This window comes from Arthrobacter sp. AFG7.2 (genome assembly GCF_002892835.1).
Classification (GTDB): Bacteria; Actinomycetota; Actinomycetes; order Actinomycetales; family Micrococcaceae; genus Arthrobacter.
This window is the reverse complement of record NZ_PJMB01000005.1, coordinates 177,263-198,177: the sequence shown is the minus strand read 5'-3', so window position 1 is coordinate 198,177 and position 20,915 is coordinate 177,263. Positions and strand designations below refer to the sequence as shown.

Below are 20,915 nucleotides of genomic sequence, written 5' to 3'. Positions count from 1 at the left end.
GTCGAGCCGGGCTTGTCCACATAGCGTTGCCCGGCCCTGGGCGTCCGAGGTGGGGCTCGGCAATGCTGGAGCCATGAACGGACGTGCTGGGCTTTCTGCCACGGCGAATCTCTGGCGGACCAATGAACTCATGGAGCAAGGGCTGAACTCCCGGGCCATCGCGGCACTGGTCCGCAAAGGGGTCCTGATCCGTATACGGCGCGGTTGTTACGCGCGTGGCAGCTGGTGGACCGGGTTGAAAACGTCGGGACGCCGTCGGCAGCTCGTGCATGCGCACGCCCACGGAACGCGTACGACGTCGGCGGGCGGCTTTGTTTACAGCCACACCTCGAGTGCCGGCTTGCGGCGGCTTCACTTGTGGGACGTCGACGAGGTGGTGCACCTGACCCAGTCGGGCCGCCCGTCCGGAATTTCGCACGGGCGGGATGTCGTTGCCCATACCAGTAAGCTCAACAGCCGGGACGTATCGTTTGTGGACGGATTGCCATGTACTTCGTTGGAGCGCACAGTGGTGGACTGCTGCCTGATGTTCAATCTTCGCCAGTCAATAATCCTGATGGACCACGCTGCCAGGCTGGGTGCTGACCTTCCACTCCTAAGAGAGCAATGCACCGCGTTGGCAGGCCGCAACGGAGTCATCACCCTGCGGCAGGCCCTTCAATTGGCCGACCCACGTTCAGAGTCGGCTGGAGAAAGCCTCACCCGTGAGCTCATCCACAGGCTGAGGATCCCGGCGCCGGAGCTGCAGTACGTGGTGCACACGACCCTGGGCCATCACCGCCTGGACTTCGCCTGGCCGGCCCGGAAGGTGGCTCTCGAGTTTGACGGCAAGTCCAAGTACTTCGAATACCGGCCACCTCAAGAGGTGATCTATGAGGAGAGGCGGAGGGAAAAGGCCCTCATGGAAGAGGGCTGGACCTTCCTCCGGGTTGAATGGAAACACCTCTTCAACGAGGCGGAGTTCAAGTACCGGGTTCTACGGGCGCTGGCCCAGGGTTCGCAGGACGGCTGACGCCCCCGTTCGACGGTTCCCTGCACACTCGACGGCTGCGGACGTCGAACCGGCCGGGAACCGTCGAACCGGGTGAATAGCCGGGTGAATAGAAGGCGGGCGCAAACCCTGATGGTTCAGGCTGCGGCGGTGGCCCTACAGCGCACCCTTCGCGGAGGCGGCAGGAACCCCGTAGCTCGGTTCCCGCTTCTTGACCCATCGGATCACCAGGGACGTCACGGGGACAAGGATGAACTCCACCAGGGTCTTGTACACAAACCCCACCACAACGTAGTTCACGAAAGTTCCAAAGTCGGTGATGCCAATGACCGACGCGGCGATGCTGCAGAAGATCAGGGTGTCCACAAATTCGCCGGCCACGGAGGACCCCATGATGCGGGCCCACAACGACTTCTCACCGGAGTGGGCCTTCATGCGGACCATGATCCAGGAGTTGATGGTCTGCCCGGCCAGGAAGGCCAGCAGCGACGCCAGCACGATCTGCGGCACCGGGCCCAGCGCCCCCTCCAGGGCGGCCTGCTTGGACGTTCCGAACTCGTCGTCGAACCCCGGAAGGGCGATGATCGCCCAGTAGCAGAGGGACGCGAAGACGGACAGCGCAAAGGTGGTGAGGATGGCTTTGCGTGCCACTTTGAAGCCGTAGACCTCACTGATCACGTCGCCCAGGATGTAGGCCAGCGGGAAGAGGAAGAACCCGCCGTCCGTAATGATCGGCCCGATGGCTACACCCTTGGACGCCCCGATATTGGACAGGATCAGCACCACGGCCATGACCGCCAGCATGATGCCGAAGTACGGGGAGCCGATCGAGGCAAACCGTGGGCCGGCCGGAGCAGGAGTGGTTTTGGGCAGGGCGTGATGGCCTGAAGCTGGTGTCATGGCGGAAGTCCGTTCATAGTGGTTCGCTCGGTGCCCGGACGGCGGGAACCGGCTGTATTAGCACTGTCTCCCTATTCTCCCACCGCGGGAGCGTATGCATCAGCCGGCCCGATAAGCCAACTTTCCGTGCCTTGGCGCGCCCCTGGCCATCCTGCTCCAACCGGTCCGGAACCAGTGGCTGCACGTGGCAACCTTCGCGGCATTGGGCGTCGTGCTGGGACTCGTTTTCGCACTGGTTGCCGCAGGGCCAAGCCCGAGGCCGGATTTCCAACTGACGTTCGCGGTCCTCGCGGCGCTTACGGATGGCTGCTCGCTCGCCCTGGGCCGCCCAGCGGTGTGGAGGCTCACCCGCCTGGACCAGGATGACGGGCTGGCTTGTGTTCCTGAACACCCCTGATTCGCTACCGCTGTTCAGCACCACAAAGCGGGCGGGCGACGCCGGATGGCAGGATGGTGCCATGACTTCAGTTTCCGTTGACGCACCAGAGTCCCTTGCTGCTCCGGCAGTTGTCCTGACGATTGCAGGGTCCGAAGCCACCGGCGGCGCCGGCGCCCAGGCCGACCTGAAGACTTTCCAGGAACTCGGCGTCTTTGGCATCGCCAACCTGACCTGCATCGTCTCCTTCAACCCGAAGGACAACTGGAACCACCGCTTTGTGCCCGTTGACCAGCAGGTGATCGCAGACCAGTTGGAGGCCACGACGGCGGCCTACGGGCGGGAATCCGGCGCACCGTCAGTCTTGGAGACGGTGAAGATCGGCATGCTGGGCAGTCCTGCCACCATCAGCACCGTGGCGGGTGCCCTCGAGACCGGTCAGTTCCGCAACGTGGTACTGGACCCCGTTCTCATCTGCAAGGGCCAGGAGCCCGGGCACGCACTGGACACGGACCAGGCGCTGAAGGCACAGATCCTCCCGCTGGCCACCTTCGTGACCCCGAACCACTTTGAGGCCGAGTCCCTCTCCGGACTGGAGATCAGCGACGTCGAGTCCCTCAAGGCCGCCGCTATCCGCATCCACGAACTCAGCGGCGCAGCAGTACTCGCCAAAGGCGGGGTGCGGCTGGAAGGCCCGGACGCCGTCGACGTCTTCTACGACGGCGAGACCCTGGAAGTCCTGAGCGCACCCAAGGTGGGCGAGGTGGCTGTTTCCGGTGCCGGCTGCTCCCTGGCTGCCGCCGTGACCGCCGAACTCGCCAAGGGGTCCTCACCACTTGAAGCAGCGCGCACCGCCAAGGCCTTTGTCACCGAAGGGATCCGGAACCGCGTGGCGTCCGGCGCCCCGTTTGATGCGCTGTGGCAGGGCGGCGCGCGCTAACCCGACACCAAACCACGGACGCTCTCTGGCCTGCAAGCTCAGGAGCCTGCCGGCCCCAGCGGCTGGTCCGCTTCATCCGCCGGAACACCCGCTGGCTCCTTGAGCTCTATGAAGAACGTGCGGGTGTCCGTGTCACCGGTATTTTCACCCGAGTGGTGCTGCGCCGGCAGCCACCTGGCCACTCCGGCCGGAAGTTCTACGTCAACGGATTTTCCGTTGGAGGAGATACGGCGGCGGAACGAGCTCAGCGTGATCATCACGCTGTCAGGATGGCTGTGCTCGGAAGTCGCATGCCCCGGTTTGTCCATGTACTCCAGCACGCGGACACGCTCGTTTTCGAAAGCAATCCGGTAATTCCCGGGGTTTGTTTCAACAGGATCCAGTGCCATGGACGGACTCTACGCCTGGCCGGCAGTTGGGACCAGAGGAAAAGCCGGCGACGGCATTTGGCAGGCAGATTCCGGCCGGTTTTCCACATACGCCTCTCTGTCGTAGCGGCCATCATGACCACGTCCGTAGCGTCCTGTGTAAACGGATAGCACGCGAAGCAAAGCGAGGACGAATGTGGCCAGAAGGAAGCGCCGGACGCCGGGCACTGCAACCAGGGGCAAGAAGCTCTCAGGTAATCCTGCCAGGAATGTCGGCAAAAACAGACTCACCCCGGGAAGCACCACGCAGGAGTTGGACAGGCTCTTTCCAGATTTTGTGCGGTGGTATGACGTGCAAGGCCAGGGCACCGACATCAGAATTGCTATGGCACATTTATCGGTTTTTTACTGCGTGTATATGAAAGCAAGCAGCATCAAGACCGTCACTGCAATGGAGCCTCAGGTGATGATCCGAATTTTAGGAATACTGCTCTCGCTCAACCGGCAACAGGCGATACGTATAGCGAGGAGCCTTCATGGGTTCCTGCGTTTCCTTCGGGAATCGGGCCGCTGGTCCGGCAGCCCCTTTTCTTACCTTGAAGCGCAAAGCGTCCTACAGGCCGTCGGTGAATATAATTTGAGCTCACTTCTGGCTCCACAACGTGACGGGCTGGCGTTGGCCAACCGCGATTAGCTTCCCGAGTGCGCCTGCAGGAAGCTGTACACCTCAGTCTCGTCAACGCCGGGGAAGGCACCGGGCGGCATCGCGGCCAGCAGATGCGAGTGGGCGCGGGCGGACGGCCAGGCGTTTCCTGACCATTCGGAGGCAAGCTCGGCAGGGGGTCGCTTGCAGCAGTTCTCATCCGGACAGGTGGATTTGGACCGTTCGGTGGTATCCCGTCCACGGAACCACTTCACGTGCGCATAGGGCACACCTACGGAGAGGGAGAACTCGCCGTTGGCCGAGCGTTCCGTCCTGGCGGTGCACCAGTAGGTTCCGGCCGGCGTGTCCGTGTACTGGTTGTACGCGCGGAACTTGTCGGGGACGTCAAACACCACCCGGGAAGTCCACTGCTTGCAGGACGGCTGGCCCTCGATGGCGCCGGTATGGTCCTGCGGGAACGTCACGCCGTCGTTCTCGTAGGCCTTGTAGATAATTCCGCTCTGATGGGTCTTCTGGAAATGCGTGCGGATCTCCAGGTGCTGGGTGGCCAGGTTCGTGAACCGGTGCGCGGCGGTCTCGTAGGAAACGGCAAACGCATCCCGAATGTCCTCGACCGCAATCTCCTTCGCCTGCTTCGCCCTCTGCAGGAAGTCCACGGTGGCCTGCTCGGGGAGCATCAGCGCTGCGGCGAAGTAATTGGTGGCCACGCGCTGCATCAGGAAGTCACCGTAGTTTTTCGGCGTCTGGTGGCCCAGGACGTAGTGCCCCAGGGCCTGGAGCAGCACCGACCGGGGGTCATGGTCCGTCCGCTGGTTCTGCGTCAGGTAAATTCGGCGGTTCTTTAGATCGGTGACGGAGCGCGTTGAATGCGGCAGATCGCCCACGTGATGGAGGCTGAACCCCAGGTGCGCGGCGATGTCGGCGATGACGTGCTGGGACAGCGGCCCGGTGGTGTGGCCCACGCTGGCCAGGACCTTCTGGGCTTCGGCCTCGTACTCCGGGAAGTAGTTGTTCCTTTCCCGCATCATGGCCCGCAGTTCGCCATTGGCCCGGCGGGCCTCCTCCGGGGTTGCCACCTGCTCATTCAGCTTGCGCTCGAGCTCATGCTGCAGCCCCACCATGGATTCCAGCACGTCCATGGGAAGCCGCGAGCTGATGCGGATTTTCGGCAGGTTAAGGGACTCGTAGAGCGGACTCCGCTGGTACCGTTCCAGCTCGATCTCCAGGGCGGCACGGCGGCTGGGCGGCTCGGCTCCGAGGAGCTGGTCGATGCCCACGTTCAGTGCCGCCGCCAGCTGCTGCAGCAAGCCCAGTTTGGGTTCACGCTTTCCGTTCTCAATCAGGCTCAGCTGGCTGGGGGCGGTACCGACGGCGGCGCTCAGGTCATCGAGCGTCAGCCCGGCCGCTTTCCTCAGGTGGCGGACGCGACGGCCGAGGCTGATGACGTCAAGTTCGGGGGCGGCAACAGCCGGGGAAGGAGCGGCGGCTTTGCGGTTCCAGCTTGTGGGCGACATTTATGCAGAATACGTGAAGAAGTGCGTTTCTTTCCAGTCTTTTCGTCTAGAAACCCCTGTGGAAGTGCGGAAAAGTAGTGATCACGGAAAGAAACACCGCACCGGGAAGCCGGCGGGAACCGCAACGGCGCGGTTCCCGCCCACCGATTCCGGAGCTCAATCAAGGAGATCAACGATGACTGCAGCATTTGAGCCCACCCAGCAGACGCCCGAACAGCAGGCAGCCGCCCTGGAGCTCGAGTGGTCCGCCAACCCCCGCTGGGAAGGTGTGACCCGGGACTACAAGGCCTCCGACGTCGTCCGCCTCCGCGGCCGCGTCTCCGAAGAACACACCCTGGCCCGCCGTGGCGCTGAGAAGCTGTGGAAGCAGCTCACCGAAGAACACAAGACCGGCGGCTACACCAACGCCCTCGGCGCCCTCACCGGCAACCAGGCCGTCCAGCAGGTCAAAGCCGGGCTACGCGCCATCTACCTTTCCGGCTGGCAGGTCGCAGCCGATGCCAACAACTCCGGCCACACCTACCCGGACCAGTCCCTCTACCCCGCAAACTCGGTCCCCACCGTGGTCCGCCGCATCAACAACGCCTTGCTCCGCGCCGACCAGATCGAGTTCTCCGAAGGCGTCCAGACTGTCGAGGACTGGCTGGTCCCGATCGTTGCCGACGCCGAGGCCGGCTTCGGCGGCCCGCTGAACGCCTACGAGCTCATGAAGTCCATGATCCAGGCCGGCGCCTCAGGCGTGCACTGGGAAGACCAGCTGGCTTCGGAGAAGAAGTGCGGCCACCTCGGCGGAAAGGTCCTGATTCCCACCCAGCAGCACGTCCGGACCCTGAACGCCGCACGGCTCGCGGCCGACGTCGCCGGCACCCCGTCCGTGGTCATCGCCCGTACCGACGCCGAGGCAGCCACCCTAATCACCTCCGACGTCGATGAGCGGGACCAGGAATTCATCACCGGGGAGCGCACCGCCGAGGGCTTCTACAAGGTCCGCAACGGCATCGAGCCCTGCATTGCCCGGGCCAAGGCCTACGCCCCCTACTCGGACCTGATCTGGATGGAAACCGGCACCCCTGACCTCGAGCTCGCCCGCAAGTTCGCGGAGGCCGTCAAGGCGGAGTTCCCGGACCAGATGCTCTCCTACAACTGCTCGCCGTCGTTCAACTGGCGCAAGCACCTGGACGACGCCACCATCGCCAAGTTCCAGCGCGAACTCGGCGCCATGGGCTTCACGTTCCAGTTCATCACCCTGGCCGGCTTCCACGCCCTGAACTACTCGATGTTCGACCTCGCCCACGGCTACGCCCGCGAAGGCATGAGCGCCTACGTTGAGCTCCAGGAAAAGGAATTCGCCTCCGAGTCCCGCGGCTACACCGCAACCAAGCACCAGCGCGAAGTCGGCACCGGCTACTTCGACGACATCGCCACTGCGCTCAACCCGAACGCATCCACCCTCGCCCTGGTCGGATCGACCGAAGAGGGCCAGTTCCACTAACTTTCCTGCTCGACGGCGGACGGTCACCTTCGCCTTCGAAGCGGCAATGCTCTGCCTGCTATCCCCATGCCCGCCCCAAGACCTCGTAGAACTCGGTCGGGGGCGGGCACAGGGCCCCTTTACGCAGGCTGCCGCATCACCGCTCCTTCGGCTTTGCGCGTTAGTCACCCTTTGTGCCGCCAGCCGCCGTCGAACTTCCCTTTTCGTCTTTAAGGAGACTGAGATGAACAGCTTCACCGATAGCTTCACTATCAATGGCATTACCCTCACCGCGCAGCCGATTTGCCGGCAGAACGAGGTGCTTACTCCGGACGCTCTGGAGTTCGTCGCGAAACTGCACCGGGCGACGGCGGCGCGGCGCCAGGAGCTGCTGCAGGCCCGCCGCAGCCGGCGGGGTGCCATAGCCGCCGGCCAGGATCCGCGGTTCCTCCGCGAGACCGAGCACATCCGCAACGATCCTTCCTGGCGGGTCGCTCCCCCGGCCCCCGGCCTGGAGGACCGCCGCGTGGAAATCACCGGCCCGGTGGACAAGAAGATGACCATCAACGCCCTGAACTCCGGCGCCAAGGTGTGGCTCGCGGACATGGAGGACTCCTCCACCCCCACCTGGCGGAACGTCATCAAAGGCCAATTGAACCTCACGGACGCCCTGGAGCGCCGAATCGACTTCACCAGCCCGGAGGGCAAGGAATACAAGCTCCGCCCGGCCGGCGAACTGCCCACCGTCGTGGTCCGCCCGCGAGGCTGGCACCTGCCGGAAAAGCACATGCTGATCGACGGCGAACCGATCGCAGGCGGGATCGTTGACTTTGGCCTGTACTTCTTCCACAACGCCCGCCGCCTGCTCGCCCAGGGCAAGGGCCCGTACTTCTACCTGCCCAAGATCGAGAACCACCTCGAAGCCCGGCTCTGGAACGACATCTTCATCCTGGCCCAGGACCTGCTCGGCATCCCGCAGGGCACCATCCGCGCCACGGTCCTGATCGAAACCATCACCGCAGCGTTCGAAATGGAGGAGATCCTCTACGAACTGCGGGACCACGCCGCCGGCCTGAACGCCGGCCGCTGGGACTACATCTTCTCCCTGATCAAGAACTTCCGCACCCGCGGCCCCCGCTTCGTCCTGCCGGACCGGGCCCAGGTGACCATGACCCAGCCGTTCATGCGCGCCTACACCGAACAGCTGGTCCGCGCCTGCCACAAGCGCGGCGCCATGGCCATTGGCGGCATGGCTGCAGCCGTCCCCAACCGCAAGGACGAGGCAGCCAACACCATTGCCCTCGAGAAGGTCCGTGCAGACAAAACCCGCGAGGCCAACGACGGCTTTGACGGCTCCTGGGTGGCCCACCCGGACCTGGTGCCGGTCTGCCGCGAGGTGTTCGACAGCATCCTCGGCGAGCGCCCGAACCAGCTGGAACGCACCCGCGAAGACGTTACTCCGGATGACCGGGCCCTGATCAATGTCGCCGCCACCACCGGCACCATCACCGAAAGAGGCATCCGGAACAACATCGAAGTCGGCATCCGCTACATCGAGTCGTGGCTGCGCGGCAACGGCGCGGTGGCCATCCACAACCTCATGGAGGACGCTGCCACCGCCGAGATCTCCCGCTCACAGCTCTGGCAGTGGATCTACGCCCGCGCCATCACCGACCACGGCGAAATCATTACCCACGAGTGGATCGAAGAACTCCTGGACGAGGAATTCGCCCGGCTGGAACGCTTCGACGGCGACCGCTTCGAAGACGCGCGCGACATCTTTGAAGAGGTCACCCTCGCACGCGACTTCCCGTCGTTCCTCACCCTCCCCGCTTACGCCCGGTACCTGACGGAGGCCCGAGAGAAGGCCACTGTCGAGGAACTCGCCGCCGCGTAGGATCCGCACAATCTTCCGTTTGCCGGGCCGGCGCGCCCTTCGCAACAGGCACCTCCGAGATCCGGAGGGCCGGCCCGGCAACGGAGCACCACCGAACGTCCAACCCCTAACGGCCCTTCGGCACCCGCCGCACGGAGAGGGCGGTGCCGGCGAAGAACGTCAGCACGGACGCCAGGATTACCAGCAGTGCCGGCGTCCAGGATTCTGTGACGTCGTGGATGAAGCCAACCAACGGCGGGGCGACCGCGGCGAAGCAGTAGCCGACGCCCTGGACGGTGGCGGACATTCGGCCCGCCGATGCCTGGTCCCGGGCCAGCCGGATGATGGCGATGAAGATGACGGTGATGCCCCCGCCCTGGGCAATGCCGCCGGCGATGGACCACAACCACCAGAGCCCGGGGGCGAGCAGCAACCCCGCGGGGACGGCCGTCCACAGGACACCCAAGGTGACCGCCACCGCCGTCGTACTCATGTATTTGGCGGCAAACGGGACGCCCAGCCCGCCCACGATGGCGAGGATCTGGAAGATGGAGGACGCTGCGCCGGCCTCGGAAGCGGACATTCCCAGCTCGTCGTTGAGGTAGCTCGGAAGCCACGCCGTCACTCCGTAGTAGGAGAAGGCCTGGCCGGCAAAACCCGCCGTCAGGCCGGCGGTGATCCAGCGCGAACCCTTGACCGGTGCCAGGCTGCTGACCGCGGAATCCTGGCGCGAGGCGAGGAAGGCGCTCCGCGGGCCAACCGCGAGCGTCCAAAAAGCTATGGCGGCCACTGCCAGGACCGCCACTGATCCCAGGGCGAACCTCCACCCGGCGATGCCGGCCAGGGGCGCTGTGGCCACCGATGTCAGAAACGAGCCGATGTTCAGGGATGCGGTGTAGATGCCCATCGCCGTCCCTTGCCGGGCGGGCGCGAAATCCCGGCGGATGATCAGCGGCACCGCAATGTTGCCCACCGTGATCGCCAGTCCGATCAGCACCGTACCCGCCACAACCAGTGCCGGCCCGCCGGCAGACCGCACCAGCACGCCGGCCAGCACTCCAAGGATGGTCAGCGTCACGGCGAACTCGGCGCCAAACCTCCTGGCAGCCAGGGACGCCAAAGGGGCGGCCAGGGAGAAGCAGAGCACCGGGATGCTGGTCAGGAGCCCCAACAGGACCGGCGAGAAGTTGAGCTCCGCCTGCATCAGGTCCACCACGGGGGCAACCGCCACAAACGGGCCCCGCAGGTTGAGGGCCAGCAACCCGAGGCATGCCAGCAGGATCCAGCTGTTGGGAATCCGGGCGAGGATGCGGCCGCTCACAGGGAGGAGAACCGGTTTGGCGGTGGTTTCATCACTCCCATTGCTATCACGCCGGGCCGCACAGCGGTTTCACGAGGTCCGCCAGTGACGCTTGCCTTACGATGAACTTCACGCCAGGGAGATCCGGACGAAGGACAAACGCCATGCAGCACCGCCTCGCCATCCTCGATGACTACCAGGATGTAGCCCATGGTTTTGCCGACTGGGCGGCCCTGGAGGCCGAGGGCGTCACGGTGATCACGTACCGTGAACCCTTCGCGTCACCGGAGGCCCTGGTGGCCGCATTGACGGATATCACCATCGTGGTTGCCATGCGGGAGCGCACCGCTTTTCCGCGCGAGGTGTTGGAAAAGCTCCCTGCACTCCAGCTGCTGGTGACCACGGGGATGGCGAATGCCGCCATCGATGTTGCGGCCGCAGCTCAGCAGGGCGTCACCGTCTGCGGCACTCCCGGTTCCCCTGCCGCTGCCCCCGAGCTGACGTGGGCACTCCTGCTGGCCCTCGCCCGGAACCTTCCGGCCGAAGAGAACTCCCTGCGCGCCGGCACCTGGCAGACCTCAGTGGGCTTCGAACTGGCCGGGAAAACCCTGGGTGTGGTGGGGCTTGGCAAGATCGGCCGGAGGATCGCGGCGTACGGGCAAGCCTTCGGGATGGAGGTGCTGGCTTGGAGCCAGAACCTGACGGCTGCAGCAGCGGAGGAAGCGGGTGCACGGCTGGTGGCCAAGGAAGACCTGTTCCGCCTCTCGGACGTCGCCACCCTGCACCTGCGGCTTTCCGAACGCTCAGTGGACACGGTCGGAGAAAAGGAACTGCGGCTGCTGGGACCCGAGGGCCTTCTGGTGAACACTGCCAGGGGCCCGCTGGTCAACCAGGATGCCCTGCTGAAGGCCTTGGGCGAAGGCTGGATCCGCGGAGCAGCGCTGGACGTTTTCGACCAGGAACCTCTGCAGGCGGGACACCCGCTCCTGGCCGCACCCAATACGGTGCTCACACCGCACCTGGGCTACGTCACGCGCGAAAGCTACCGGCAGTTCTATGGCGGCGCTTTCGAGGACGTTACCGCATGGCTTGCGGGCGCGCCTGTCCGGACCATCGCGCCGTAGCAGGATCAACCCGGCAGCGTGGAGCCGGCCAGGGTTGCCTCAATCACTGCCGGCGAAAGGACGTGCCGGGTGACCAGCTGGCTGGCCCCCAGGATGGCGGCCTTGTCCCCTGCCCGGGACAGCCCGATCCGGAGCTGCGACGTTGCGAGGGGCAGCGAGCGCCGGTAGACAACTTCACGGACACCGGCCACCAGGTGCTCCCCCGAAGCACCAATGCTTCCCCCAATCACGATGACCGACGGGTTCAGGAGGTTGACCACGGTGGCGAGCACATCGCCCAGGTCCCGGCCGGCCTGGCGCAAGGCATGGATGGCTTCGGGGTTCCCCTGGGCCACGAGCGTCAGCACGTCCCGCCCCTGGTCCGCCTCCAGTCTGCCCCGGCGCAGCGTCCCTGCGATTGCCGGCCCTGAGGCGAGGGCTTCGAGGCAGCCGTGGTTGCCGCAGCGGCACAGGACGTCATCACCGCGGGGGACCCGGACATGGCCAAGGTCTCCGGCTGTGCCGTTGGCGCCGCGCTGCAGTTCACCGCTGCTGATGATGCCCGCACCGATGCCGGTGGCAACTTTCACGAAAAGGAAGTTGTCCTCCTCCGGCCAGTGGGCCGCGCGCTCGCCCAGCGCCATGATGTTGACGTCGTTGTCCACCAGCACGGGCACCGGCAGTGAGCGCTGCACGTAAGAGACGACGTCGAACCCGTCCCAGCCCGGCATGATCGGCGGGTTCACGGGGCGGCCCGTGTCATGCTCCACAGGTCCCGGAAGCCCGATGCCCACCCCGGCAAGTTCCACCGTTTTCCCGGACGCCGAAGCAAGCAGTTTCCCGGCCTCGCGCACCACAAGCCCCAGGACCTTCTCCGGCCCGTCCGCCACCGGCTGGTTTACCCGATGCTCGGCCAGCACGGCTCCCCCCAGGTCCGTGACGGCCAGCGCCACATGCGTTGCCCCTACATCCACGGCCAGCACGGCCCGGGCGGCGGGATTGAAGGCAAAGCGCGACGGCGGCCTGCCGCCGCTGGAGGTTGCCTCACCGGCAGGACCAACGAGCCCGGAAGAAATCAGGGCGTCTATCCTGGCGGCGATGGTTGACCTGGCCAGGCCGGTGGTGCCCGCGAGCTCGGCGCGGGTGCGGGCCTTGCCGTCGCGCAGCAACTGGAAGATGTCACCAGCGCGGCCCTGCACTCCGATCGGCTCCGGAGCCGTCCGGGCGCCAGCAGTGTTGTTCATAGGACATGGATAGCAGATCAACTTATTTATGTCACGGCAACAACTTTTGCTTGACGTCCGGCAAAAGTACTCCTAGCTTTGCAAGTAGACCTGCATCACAGCCATGCCAGCACACTAGCCAACCAGGAGATGCCTTGTCCTACTCACTCCAGCTCTACACCCTCCGCGACGCCGTCGCGAAAGACCTGCCGGGCACCATCCGCAGGGTTGCGGACATCGGCTTCAGCCAGGTGGAACCCTACAACTTCGTAGCCATGGCCAAGGAACTTGGCGCAGCGCTGAAGGACAACGGGCTCACTGCCCCCTCGGGCCACGCACCCTTGCTTAGCCAGGACCAGGATGAAATCTTCGCGGCCGCCAAGGAACTGGGCATCGGCACAGTCATCGACCCCTTCATCCCGGCCGAGCGCTGGCAGTCGGCCGAAGACATCCAGGAAACGGCCGCACAGCTGAATGCCGCTGCACGGAAGGGTGCCGGGTACGGCGTCCGGGTGGGCTACCACAACCACCAGTGGGAACTGGAGTCGATGATCGAGGGGCGCACCGCCCTGGAATACTTCGCGGACCTGCTCGATCCGGAACTGGTCTTGGAAGTGGACACCTACTGGGTTGCGGTTGGAGGGCAGGATCCCGTGGACATCCTCACGAAGCTCGGGGACAGGGTAAAGCTGATCCACATCAAGGACGGTCCCCTCACCACGGACACCAAAGCCCAGCAGCCTGCGGGCCAGGGCAAGGTTCCGGTCCTGGACGTCATCGCCGCCGCCACGTCGCTGGAGGTGGGCGTGGTGGAATTCGATGACTACGCCGGAGACATCTTCGAAGGCATCAACGAGAGCCTTTCGTTCCTGACGGCAACCGGAGAAGGAATCAAGGCATGAGCATCCCCGCAACCGCACCCTCGTCACGCAAAGGCCCTGTCGGCGTCGGCGTCATCGGCGCCGGCAACATCAGCAAGCAGTACCTGGACAACCTCACCACCTTCCCTGACCTGAAGGTCCACGTCATCGCCGACCTCTTCGAGGAAGCCGCCGAGGCCAGGGCCAGGGAATATGGAATCGCCGAATGGGGCGGCGTGGAGAAGGCGCTGCAGCACCCTGACGTCGAAATCATCGTCAACCTGACCATCCCGGCGGCCCACGTTGAGGTCGCGACCGCAGCCGTCAACGCCGGCAAGCACGTCTGGACCGAGAAGCCGTTCTCCCTGGACCGCGAATCAGGCCTTGGCCTCCTCAAGACCGCCGATTCGGCAGGCATCCGCCTGGGCTGCGCACCGGACACTTTCCTGGGCGCCGGGCTCCAGACCGCCCTGCGCCTGATCCAGCGCGGGGACATCGGCACGCCCCTGACCGGCATGACCACATTCCAGACACCCGGCCCCGAGTCGTGGCACCCCAACCCCGCCTTCCTGTTCCAGTACGGCGCGGGCCCGCTGTTCGATATGGGCCCCTACTACCTCACCACCCTGATCCAGGCGTTCGGCTCCATCCGCAAGGTGGCCGCCGTCGGGTCCAAGGCCAAGGACGTCCGCGTCATCGGGTCCGGGCCCAAGGCCGGCCAGGAATTCACCGTCGAAGTCCCCACCCACGTCTCGGCAATGGCCCAGTTCGAGAGCGGCGCGTCCTCCCACAGCGTCTTCTCCTTCGAGTCCCCGCGCGTCCGGATGGGCTTCGTGGAGATCACCGGCACGGAGGCCACCATCTCCCTGCCGGACCCCAACAACTTCGACGGCGACGTCAGGCTCTGGCGTGCGGGAGCCGAGGACTGGACCACCATCCCGGCAACCGGCGCTGCGAACGGCCGCGGCATGGGCGTCCTGGACATGGCACGCTCGCTGCGCTCCGGTGTCCCCCACAGGGCAACCGGGGATCTCGCATACCACGTACTGGACGCCATGGTCTCCATCTCGGAATCCATGACGTCAGGGACATTCGTGGACGTGGAAAGCTCTGCTCCGGCTTCGGCAGCGCTCCCCGAAGACTGGGCACCGGAAAGCCCGACCATCGGCGACAACGCATGAGCGCGGAAGCAGCCGGGACCGCGCCCCTGGGCGTTGCCATGATCGGCTACGCCTTCATGGGGAAGGCACACTCCAACGCGTGGCGGAACGTGGCCAGCTACTTCGACGTCCCCGCGTTCGAACAGAAGGTCCTGGTGGGCAGGGACGCGGCCGCAGTCTCGGAAGCCGCCGGGAAGTACGGGTGGGCAGAGAGCGCCACGAACTGGCGGTCAGTCCTGGACCGGGACGATATCCACATCATCGACGTGTGCGCCCCTGGCTGGATGCACGCTGAAATTGCCATCGCCGCCCTTGATGCCGGGAAGCACGTGCTGCTGGAAAAGCCGCTCGCCAACACCCTGGCCGAGGCCGAAGCAATGACGTCTGCAGCCCGGGCTGCCCGGGCCAAAGGCGTCCAGTCGATGGTGGGATTCAATTACCGCCGGGTGCCTGCGCTCGCCCTTGCCAAAGAGCTGATCACCGAAGGCAGGCTCGGAACGGTCAGGCACGTCCGCGCCGCCTACCTGCAGGACTGGCTCGCGGACGACCAGGCGCCCATGACCTGGCGGCTGAGGAAGGACACAGCGGGCTCCGGCGCACTGGGCGACATCGCCTCGCACGCCATCGACCAGGTCCTGTTCCTGCTCGGGGACCAGGTCACGGAAGTTTCCGGCCGCACCCACACCTTCGTCAACCGGCGCCCCGGTGCCGAAGGGCTTGAGGACGTAACGGTCGACGACGCCGCCTGGGCAACACTGTCCCTCGCCTCCGGGGCAATCGCCTCAGTGGAGGCCTCCAGGGTGGCCACCGGGAGGAAGAATTCCCTGCAGCTGGAGGTCTACGGCGACAAGGGTGCCCTCCGCTTCGACCTGGAAAACCTCAACGAGCTCGCGTTCCTCGACGCCACGGCGCCTGCCCGGGAGCAGGGCTTCCGCCGGATCGTCGTCACCGAACCGGGTCACCCCTACCTGGAGGCGTGGTGGCCGCAGGGCCACATCATCGGCTGGGAGCACACGTTCACGCACGAAGTCCGCGACTTCCTGCTCGCCGTGGACTCCGGAACCGCGCCGTCGCCGTCGTTCGAGGACGGACTGGCCGTCCAGCGCATCCTGGACGCCGTGGAGCAGTCCGCCGCATCGAAAAGCGCCCTCGTCCAGCTGTCCCCCGCCACCGAAGGAGCCTGACATGCCCCGCCCGTTTACCCTGTTCACCGGCCAGTGGGCCGACCTGCCCTTCGAGGAAGTCGCGAAGCTGGCCTCCGGCTGGGGTTACGACGGCCTGGAAATTGCCGTCTCCGGCGACCATCTGGACGCGTGGCGCTGGGACGAACCCGGCTACGTTGAGTCCAAGCTGGCCATCCTGGAGAAGTACAACCTCAAGGTCTGGGCCATCTCCAACCACCTCAAAGGCCAGGCAGTCTGCGACAACCCCATCGACTTCCGCCACCAGGCCATCGTGGGCTCAAAGGTCTGGGGCGACGGCGACCCGGAAGGCGTCCGCCAGCGGGCCGCCGAGGAAATGAAACACACCGCCCGCCTCGCCAAGGCACTCGGTGTGGACACCGTCGTCGGATTTACCGGCTCCTCCATCTGGCAGTACGTCGCCATGTTCCCGCCCGTCCCGGAAAAGGTGATCGAGGCCGGCTACCAGGACTTCGCGGACCGCTGGAACCCCATCCTGGACGTCTTCGACGAGTGCGGCGTCCGGTTCGCCCACGAAGTCCACCCCTCCGAAATCGCCTACGACTACTGGACCACAGTCCGGACCCTCGAAGCGATCGGCCACCGCGAAGCCTTTGGCCTGAACTGGGATCCGTCCCACATGATGTGGCAGGGCATGGACCCCGTTTCCTTCATCTGGGACTTCAAGGACCGGATCTACCACGTGGACTGCAAGGACACCAAGGTCCGCCAGACGGGCCGGAACACTGTCCTGGGCTCCCACCTCCCCTGGGGCGACCCCCGCCGCGGCTGGGACTTCGTCTCCGCAGGCCGCGGCGACGTCCCGTGGGAAGCAGCCTTCCGGGCGCTGTCCGCGATCGGCTACGAAGGCCCCATCTCAGTGGAGTGGGAAGACGCGGGAATGGACCGGCTCCACGGCGCCCCCGAAGCCCTCGCCGCCCTCAAGAAGTTCGACTTCCCGGCGTCGAGCACCTCCTTCGACGCCGCCTTCAAGCAGTAGCCCTGGCGCCGTCGCACATAGAATCCCTGCATGACTTCCACAATCCGACAGGCAACAAGGGACGACGCCGGGGCGCTGGCTGCCCTGGCGGCCGTCACCTTTCCGCTGGCCTGCCCGCCGTCGGCGTCGCCTGAAGACATCGCGGCGCACCTGGCGAACACCCTCAGCGAACAGCACTTCCTGGAGTACCTCGCCGATCCGGACGTCACCGTCCTGGTCATCGAGGCGGAGGGCAGCCTCCGCGGCTACAGCCTGCTGGTGAACCGGCCCCCGGCAGACCCGGACGTGTCCTCGGTGCTGGCACTCACACCGTCGGTGGAGCTGAGCAAGTGCTACGTGCATCCCGGCCATCATGGCCTGGGTGCGGCGGCTGAGCTGATGCATGCCAGCCTGCAGGCGGCCGCCGCCACAGGTGCGGCCGGGGTGTGGCTGGGCGTCAACAGCCAGAACGCCAGGGCCATCCGCTTTTATGAAAAGTCCGGGTTCCGGAAGGTGGGCACCAAATCCTTCCAGCTGGGGACCGCGGTGGAGCACGATTTTGTGCTGGAGCGGGGCCTTCCGTAAACGTGCCGGTCCGGTACGCCCGCGGTCGCCCGCCGGCTGCCCCGTCCCAGTGAGGACTTGTGAGGCGTTGTCAGGCCTCCCGGGGCGGATAGGCAAGGGGCGGACGCGGTTGGGCCAGGAGTTTCAGCCCGGGCGGCAGCCCGTCGATGCTGCCGCCCGTACCATGGGCCCTGATGGTGACCCGGGACGTGTCCAGCAGCACGTTCTCGGCCTGGAAGTCGCCCACGCCCTCTGGCAGGATCGGCGCCAAATGCACCACCCCGCGGGTGAAAACAGGGTCGAAACGGAGCAGCGCCCGGATCAGCTGTATCGGCGCCGCGGCAGCCCAAGCCTGCGGCGAGCAGGCTGTCGGGTATGGCACAGGCCCGGGAAACTCGCCGCGGTCGAAGCCGCAGAACAGTTCCGGCAGCCTCCCGTCGAAATGCTCAGCGGCATCAAAAATGCCGGTGGCAACCCTGCGGGCCTCCTCCACAAACCCGTAGCGCATCAGCCCCGTGGCAACCAGGGCCGTGTCATGGGGCCATACCGAACCGTTGTGATAACTGACGGGGTTGTAGGCGCCCATGTCCGAGGCCAGGGTGCGGATTCCCCAGCCGGTGAACATCTGCGGCGACATCAGCTGCTCCACAACGGAGGGCGCTTTGTCCTCATCCACAATGCCCAGCCACAGGCAGTGCCCCATGTTTGACGTGCAGGCATCCACCGGGCGCTTGCCTTTGTCCAGCGCCACCGCGAAGTAGCCCTTGTCCGGGAGCCAGAACTTCTCGTTGAAGGCCGCTTTCAACTCCGCAGCGCGCCCCTCCCAGTGCTGTTCCAAGGCGTGGTCTCCGCTCCAGCGGGCCAGCAGGGACCTGCCCACGAAGGCCCCATAGACGTACGCCTGCACCTCACACAGGGCGATCGGCGCTTCCGCCATGGTTCCGTCGGCAAAGTTGATGCCGTCCCAGGAGTCCTTCCACCCCTGGTTGACCAGGCCGTGGTCATTGGGCCGGAGGTACTCCACGAATCCGTCGCCGTCGCGGTCCCCGTACCGGTCGATCCACTCCAGGGCGCGGTCCACGTGGGGCAGCAATGGTTCCACGATGTCCTTGGACAGCCCCCACCGGCTGAGTTCGCCTACAAGGGCAGCGAACAGCGGGGTGGCATCAGCCGTCCCATAGTAGGCGGTGCCACCGAGCGACAGCCCCGCTGTTACGCCCAGCCGCACTTCGTGGGGGATGCGCCCCGGCTCTTCCTCCGAGTCGTGGTCCACTTTCATTCCCTGAAGGCCGGCCAGGGTCTGCAGCGTCCCTGCCGCCAGCTTGGGATCAACCATGAGGCTCATGTAGGAGGACAGGATGGAGTCCCGTCCGAACAGCGCCATGAACCACGGCGCACCTGCCGCCACTGCTGCCCGCTCCGGGTGGTGGGGATCAAAAATCCGCAGCGACCCCAGGTCGCTTTGGCTGCGGTTCAGGACAGCCTGCAGGTTGGCGTCAGACACGGTAATCAGCGGGACGTTCTGCTCCCAGTGGCGGTGCCGGCGGACGCCTTCCCGGTGGTGCGGGAGCCCGTCGTCGCTAAAGGCCCCCTGGGGCGCCCGGCCATTGATCAGTGGAACCACAATGACGCTGGTTGCCCATTTGCCGCGGGGCGGAATGGTTACCCGGAAACGAAGCCCGTCTGTGCTGACCGCAGCGCCGCGGGCGTGGACAGCAGTTCCGCGCCGCTCTTCACCGTGAACGCCTTCGATCACAAGCCGGCCGTCGCGGACGGTGCGGACGGGCTCCGCGTGCCGGGACGTCCGGCCCACTTTGACGTCAAAGAGATCGGCCTGGTCTGCGTCCACGAGGAGCTCCATATCGCACTCCACCGGCTCCGCCGAGTAGTTCTCCAGCGTGATGTCATCCTGCAGGCCAGGGCCGATATGGCGGTGCTGGCGGACAACCAGGGGGCTGTCGAACCGGCGCCCGGACCATTGTGCCCTGCCAACGAATGTGGCTTCGAAGGGCTTGGGCCGCTGGGCGGACAGTGGCTCGCGCAGGGAGCCGTTGATCCGCAGTACCCAGTGGGAGATGATGCGTGTGTCCTGGAAGAATGCACCGTTCGTACCGCCATCGGAACTGATGTCTCCGGTCCCGGAACTGATACAGAACGAGGATCCCTCCACCACAGTGACCGATCCGGATTCGGATGCGGCTGCCTCGGTATCGGCGTTCCAGGCAGTCATGGAAGGACTCCTTAGTCAGCGGCGGGGTATCCTTCCGGGGATCGGAAGGGCGCCCGCCCCTTTAAAGATTCTGGTGCAAGCCGGCAGCATGCGGAACCCCTGCGGGCGTTGTGCCTCCAACCAGCCCGCTAAAAAGCCGGAGGTAGTCATTTACCATGCGTTCCTCGCTGAAACGCTCCTCCACCGCCCTGCGGCATGCCTTCCGGTCGAGGCCCGCAGCCCGCTGGACGAAACCGGCGAGCTGGTCCATCTCCCCCAGGTATCCAGTCGTTCCATGATCGATGATTTCAGGTGCCGAACCCACCGCCGTGCCAATGACGGGGGTGCCGGTGGCCAGCGCCTCGATCATGACCAGCCCGAAGGGCTCCGGCCACTGAATCGGGTTCAGGAACGCGACAGCGTCACCCATCAGCCGGTACTTGGTGGCGTCATCCACTTCCCCCACAAAGTCCTCGTTCGGCCCCAGGATGGGAGCGACCACGTCGCGGAAATAGCCGACCTCATCCTGCTCGCGCATCTTGACGGCAATCCTGAGCGGAATTCCGGCCTGCCGGGCAATCGCGACCGCCTCCAGCAGCCCCTTATCAGGGCTGGCCCTGCCCACGAAGCAGAGATATCCGCCGCTGCCGGTGCCCAGCGGCACGGACGAGGCATCCATACCGTGATGGATCACCCGGGCAACGGGCACGTCAGGAGCATGCGATGCCTGGTCCCTTGAGATTGCTATCACCGATGCCTTCCGCGCGATGGCACCGTAAATGTCTGCCGCCTCGGCGTCCAGCCGGCAATGGATCGTGGTCACCACCGGAATCTTCTCAGGCCGGTGAAGGTAGAGAGGCCCGGCCAGGGTGTGGTCATGGATGATATCCACGCCGCCCAAGCCCTTGTACGCCCGCGCCACGTGGCTGAGCTCGGCTTTCGCAAGGTTCAGCTCTTCGGGAGCCGAGGGCCGCATGCGGGCCACCCTCGGCACCGGGCAGATGCTGTCGGAAGGCGCGGCCAGCAGTACTTCGTGCCCCGCGGCGGCGAAGCCCCTGGCGAGGCTGTCCACTACTCTTTCCGTCCCACCGTACGCAGCGGGCGGGACCGTAATCCACGGTCCCGCAACCAGTCCTATCCGCATCCTGACCTCCAGGAAATGACAGGCCGGGCTCCCCCAGATGGCCGGGCAACTTACTCCGCGGAACCTTCCCGGTCCGCGCGTTGTTGGGAAAT

19 protein-coding genes are annotated in these 20,915 nt (G+C 65.5%); 12 read left to right on the top strand and 7 right to left on the bottom strand.

Annotated features, from left to right (window positions below; all coding sequences use genetic code 11):
* Window positions 1-73 precede the first annotated feature (73 nt).
* Complete coding sequence (locus tag CXX84_RS11305; RefSeq protein WP_102976803.1) at window positions 74-1,012, top strand: type IV toxin-antitoxin system AbiEi family antitoxin domain-containing protein; 939 nt, start codon at window positions 74-76, stop codon at window positions 1,010-1,012.
* A 135-nt stretch (window positions 1,013-1,147) separates the two neighbouring features.
* Here CXX84_RS11305 and CXX84_RS11300 read toward each other — a convergent pair whose 3' ends face one another.
* Window positions 1,148-1,891, bottom strand: coding sequence for a queuosine precursor transporter (locus CXX84_RS11300; protein WP_102976802.1), 744 nt, complete (start codon window positions 1,889-1,891; stop codon window positions 1,148-1,150).
* Window positions 1,892-2,075: 184 nt separating this feature from the next.
* On the opposite strand from CXX84_RS11300, the gene CXX84_RS18995 reads away from it, so the two are divergent.
* Together CXX84_RS18995 and CXX84_RS11295 are read left to right on the top strand one after the other, a co-directional pair.
* A complete protein-coding gene (locus CXX84_RS18995) occupies window positions 2,076-2,288 on the top strand; it encodes a hypothetical protein (RefSeq protein WP_146031873.1) in 213 nt (70 codons plus the stop codon).
* A gap of 61 nt (window positions 2,289-2,349) precedes the next feature.
* Window positions 2,350-3,207, top strand: a complete 858-nt coding sequence (locus tag CXX84_RS11295; RefSeq protein ID WP_102976911.1) for a hydroxymethylpyrimidine/phosphomethylpyrimidine kinase — start codon at window positions 2,350-2,352, stop codon at window positions 3,205-3,207.
* A 38-nt stretch (window positions 3,208-3,245) separates the two neighbouring features.
* Here the strand turns inward: CXX84_RS11295 and CXX84_RS11290 are convergent, their stop codons facing one another.
* Window positions 3,246-3,596 carry a cupin domain-containing protein gene (locus CXX84_RS11290; protein WP_102976801.1) on the bottom strand — a complete coding sequence of 117 codons (351 nt, stop codon included), beginning with the start codon at window positions 3,594-3,596 and terminating at the stop codon, window positions 3,246-3,248.
* A 175-nt stretch (window positions 3,597-3,771) separates the two neighbouring features.
* On the opposite strand from CXX84_RS11290, the gene CXX84_RS11285 reads away from it, so the two are divergent.
* A complete protein-coding gene (locus tag CXX84_RS11285; protein ID WP_146031872.1) occupies window positions 3,772-4,269 on the top strand; it encodes a hypothetical protein in 498 nt (165 codons plus the stop codon).
* On the opposite strand, the gene CXX84_RS11280 is transcribed toward CXX84_RS11285, so the two are convergent.
* On the bottom strand, window positions 4,266-5,753 hold the full coding sequence (locus tag CXX84_RS11280) for a helix-turn-helix transcriptional regulator (RefSeq protein WP_102976799.1): 1,488 nt from the start codon (window positions 5,751-5,753) through the stop codon (window positions 4,266-4,268). The genes CXX84_RS11285 and CXX84_RS11280 overlap by 4 nt on opposite strands.
* 175 nt (window positions 5,754-5,928) lie before the next feature.
* Between CXX84_RS11280 and aceA the strand changes: the two genes are divergently transcribed.
* Both aceA and aceB read left to right on the top strand, forming a co-directional pair.
* A complete protein-coding gene (aceA, locus tag CXX84_RS11275; RefSeq protein ID WP_102976798.1) occupies window positions 5,929-7,245 on the top strand; it encodes an isocitrate lyase in 1,317 nt (438 codons plus the stop codon).
* A 223-nt stretch (window positions 7,246-7,468) separates the two neighbouring features.
* Window positions 7,469-9,121 (top strand): malate synthase A, encoded by a 1,653-nt coding sequence (aceB, locus tag CXX84_RS11270; protein WP_102976797.1) that lies wholly within the window; start codon window positions 7,469-7,471, stop codon window positions 9,119-9,121.
* Window positions 9,122-9,227: 106 nt separating this feature from the next.
* On the opposite strand, the gene CXX84_RS11265 is transcribed toward aceB, so the two are convergent.
* Entirely contained in the window at window positions 9,228-10,421 is a 1,194-nt protein-coding gene (locus tag CXX84_RS11265) for a CynX/NimT family MFS transporter (RefSeq protein WP_102976796.1), read from the bottom strand.
* A gap of 143 nt (window positions 10,422-10,564) precedes the next feature.
* Here CXX84_RS11265 and CXX84_RS11260 point away from each other — a divergent pair, with 143 nt between their 5' ends.
* Window positions 10,565-11,524 carry a D-2-hydroxyacid dehydrogenase family protein gene (locus CXX84_RS11260; RefSeq protein WP_102976795.1) on the top strand — a complete coding sequence of 320 codons (960 nt, stop codon included), beginning with the start codon at window positions 10,565-10,567 and terminating at the stop codon, window positions 11,522-11,524.
* A gap of 5 nt (window positions 11,525-11,529) precedes the next feature.
* On the opposite strand, the gene CXX84_RS11255 is transcribed toward CXX84_RS11260, so the two are convergent.
* Window positions 11,530-12,747 (bottom strand): ROK family transcriptional regulator, encoded by a 1,218-nt coding sequence (locus tag CXX84_RS11255; protein ID WP_102976794.1) that lies wholly within the window; start codon window positions 12,745-12,747, stop codon window positions 11,530-11,532.
* 134 nt (window positions 12,748-12,881) lie between these two features.
* On the opposite strand from CXX84_RS11255, the gene CXX84_RS11250 reads away from it, so the two are divergent.
* Genes CXX84_RS11250 through CXX84_RS11230 form a run of 5 tightly spaced genes read left to right on the top strand, consistent with a single transcriptional unit; the run spans window position 12,882 to window position 17,491 of the window.
* Window positions 12,882-13,628: a sugar phosphate isomerase/epimerase family protein gene (locus tag CXX84_RS11250; protein WP_102976793.1), complete on the top strand. Its 747-nt coding sequence runs from the start codon at window positions 12,882-12,884 to the stop codon at window positions 13,626-13,628.
* Entirely contained in the window at window positions 13,625-14,767 is a 1,143-nt protein-coding gene (locus tag CXX84_RS11245; RefSeq protein ID WP_102976792.1) for a Gfo/Idh/MocA family protein, read from the top strand. Before CXX84_RS11250 ends, CXX84_RS11245 begins: the two co-directional genes overlap by 4 nt.
* Window positions 14,764-15,930, top strand: a complete 1,167-nt coding sequence (locus tag CXX84_RS11240; protein ID WP_102976791.1) for a Gfo/Idh/MocA family protein — start codon at window positions 14,764-14,766, stop codon at window positions 15,928-15,930. The genes CXX84_RS11245 and CXX84_RS11240 overlap by 4 nt, the downstream gene beginning before the upstream one ends.
* 1 nt (window position 15,931) lies before the next feature.
* Complete coding sequence (locus CXX84_RS11235) at window positions 15,932-16,927, top strand: sugar phosphate isomerase/epimerase family protein (RefSeq protein ID WP_102976790.1); 996 nt, start codon at window positions 15,932-15,934, stop codon at window positions 16,925-16,927.
* A gap of 30 nt (window positions 16,928-16,957) precedes the next feature.
* Window positions 16,958-17,491, top strand: coding sequence for a GNAT family N-acetyltransferase (locus CXX84_RS11230; RefSeq protein WP_102976789.1), 534 nt, complete (start codon window positions 16,958-16,960; stop codon window positions 17,489-17,491).
* Window positions 17,492-17,561: 70 nt separating this feature from the next.
* Here CXX84_RS11230 and CXX84_RS11225 read toward each other — a convergent pair whose 3' ends face one another.
* Together CXX84_RS11225 and CXX84_RS11220 are read right to left on the bottom strand one after the other, a co-directional pair.
* Window positions 17,562-19,700, bottom strand: coding sequence for a glycogen debranching N-terminal domain-containing protein (locus CXX84_RS11225; RefSeq protein ID WP_102976788.1), 2,139 nt, complete (start codon window positions 19,698-19,700; stop codon window positions 17,562-17,564).
* A 61-nt stretch (window positions 19,701-19,761) separates the two neighbouring features.
* Window positions 19,762-20,823, bottom strand: coding sequence for a glycosyltransferase family 4 protein (locus CXX84_RS11220; RefSeq protein WP_102976787.1), 1,062 nt, complete (start codon window positions 20,821-20,823; stop codon window positions 19,762-19,764).
* Window positions 20,824-20,915 lie beyond the last annotated feature (92 nt).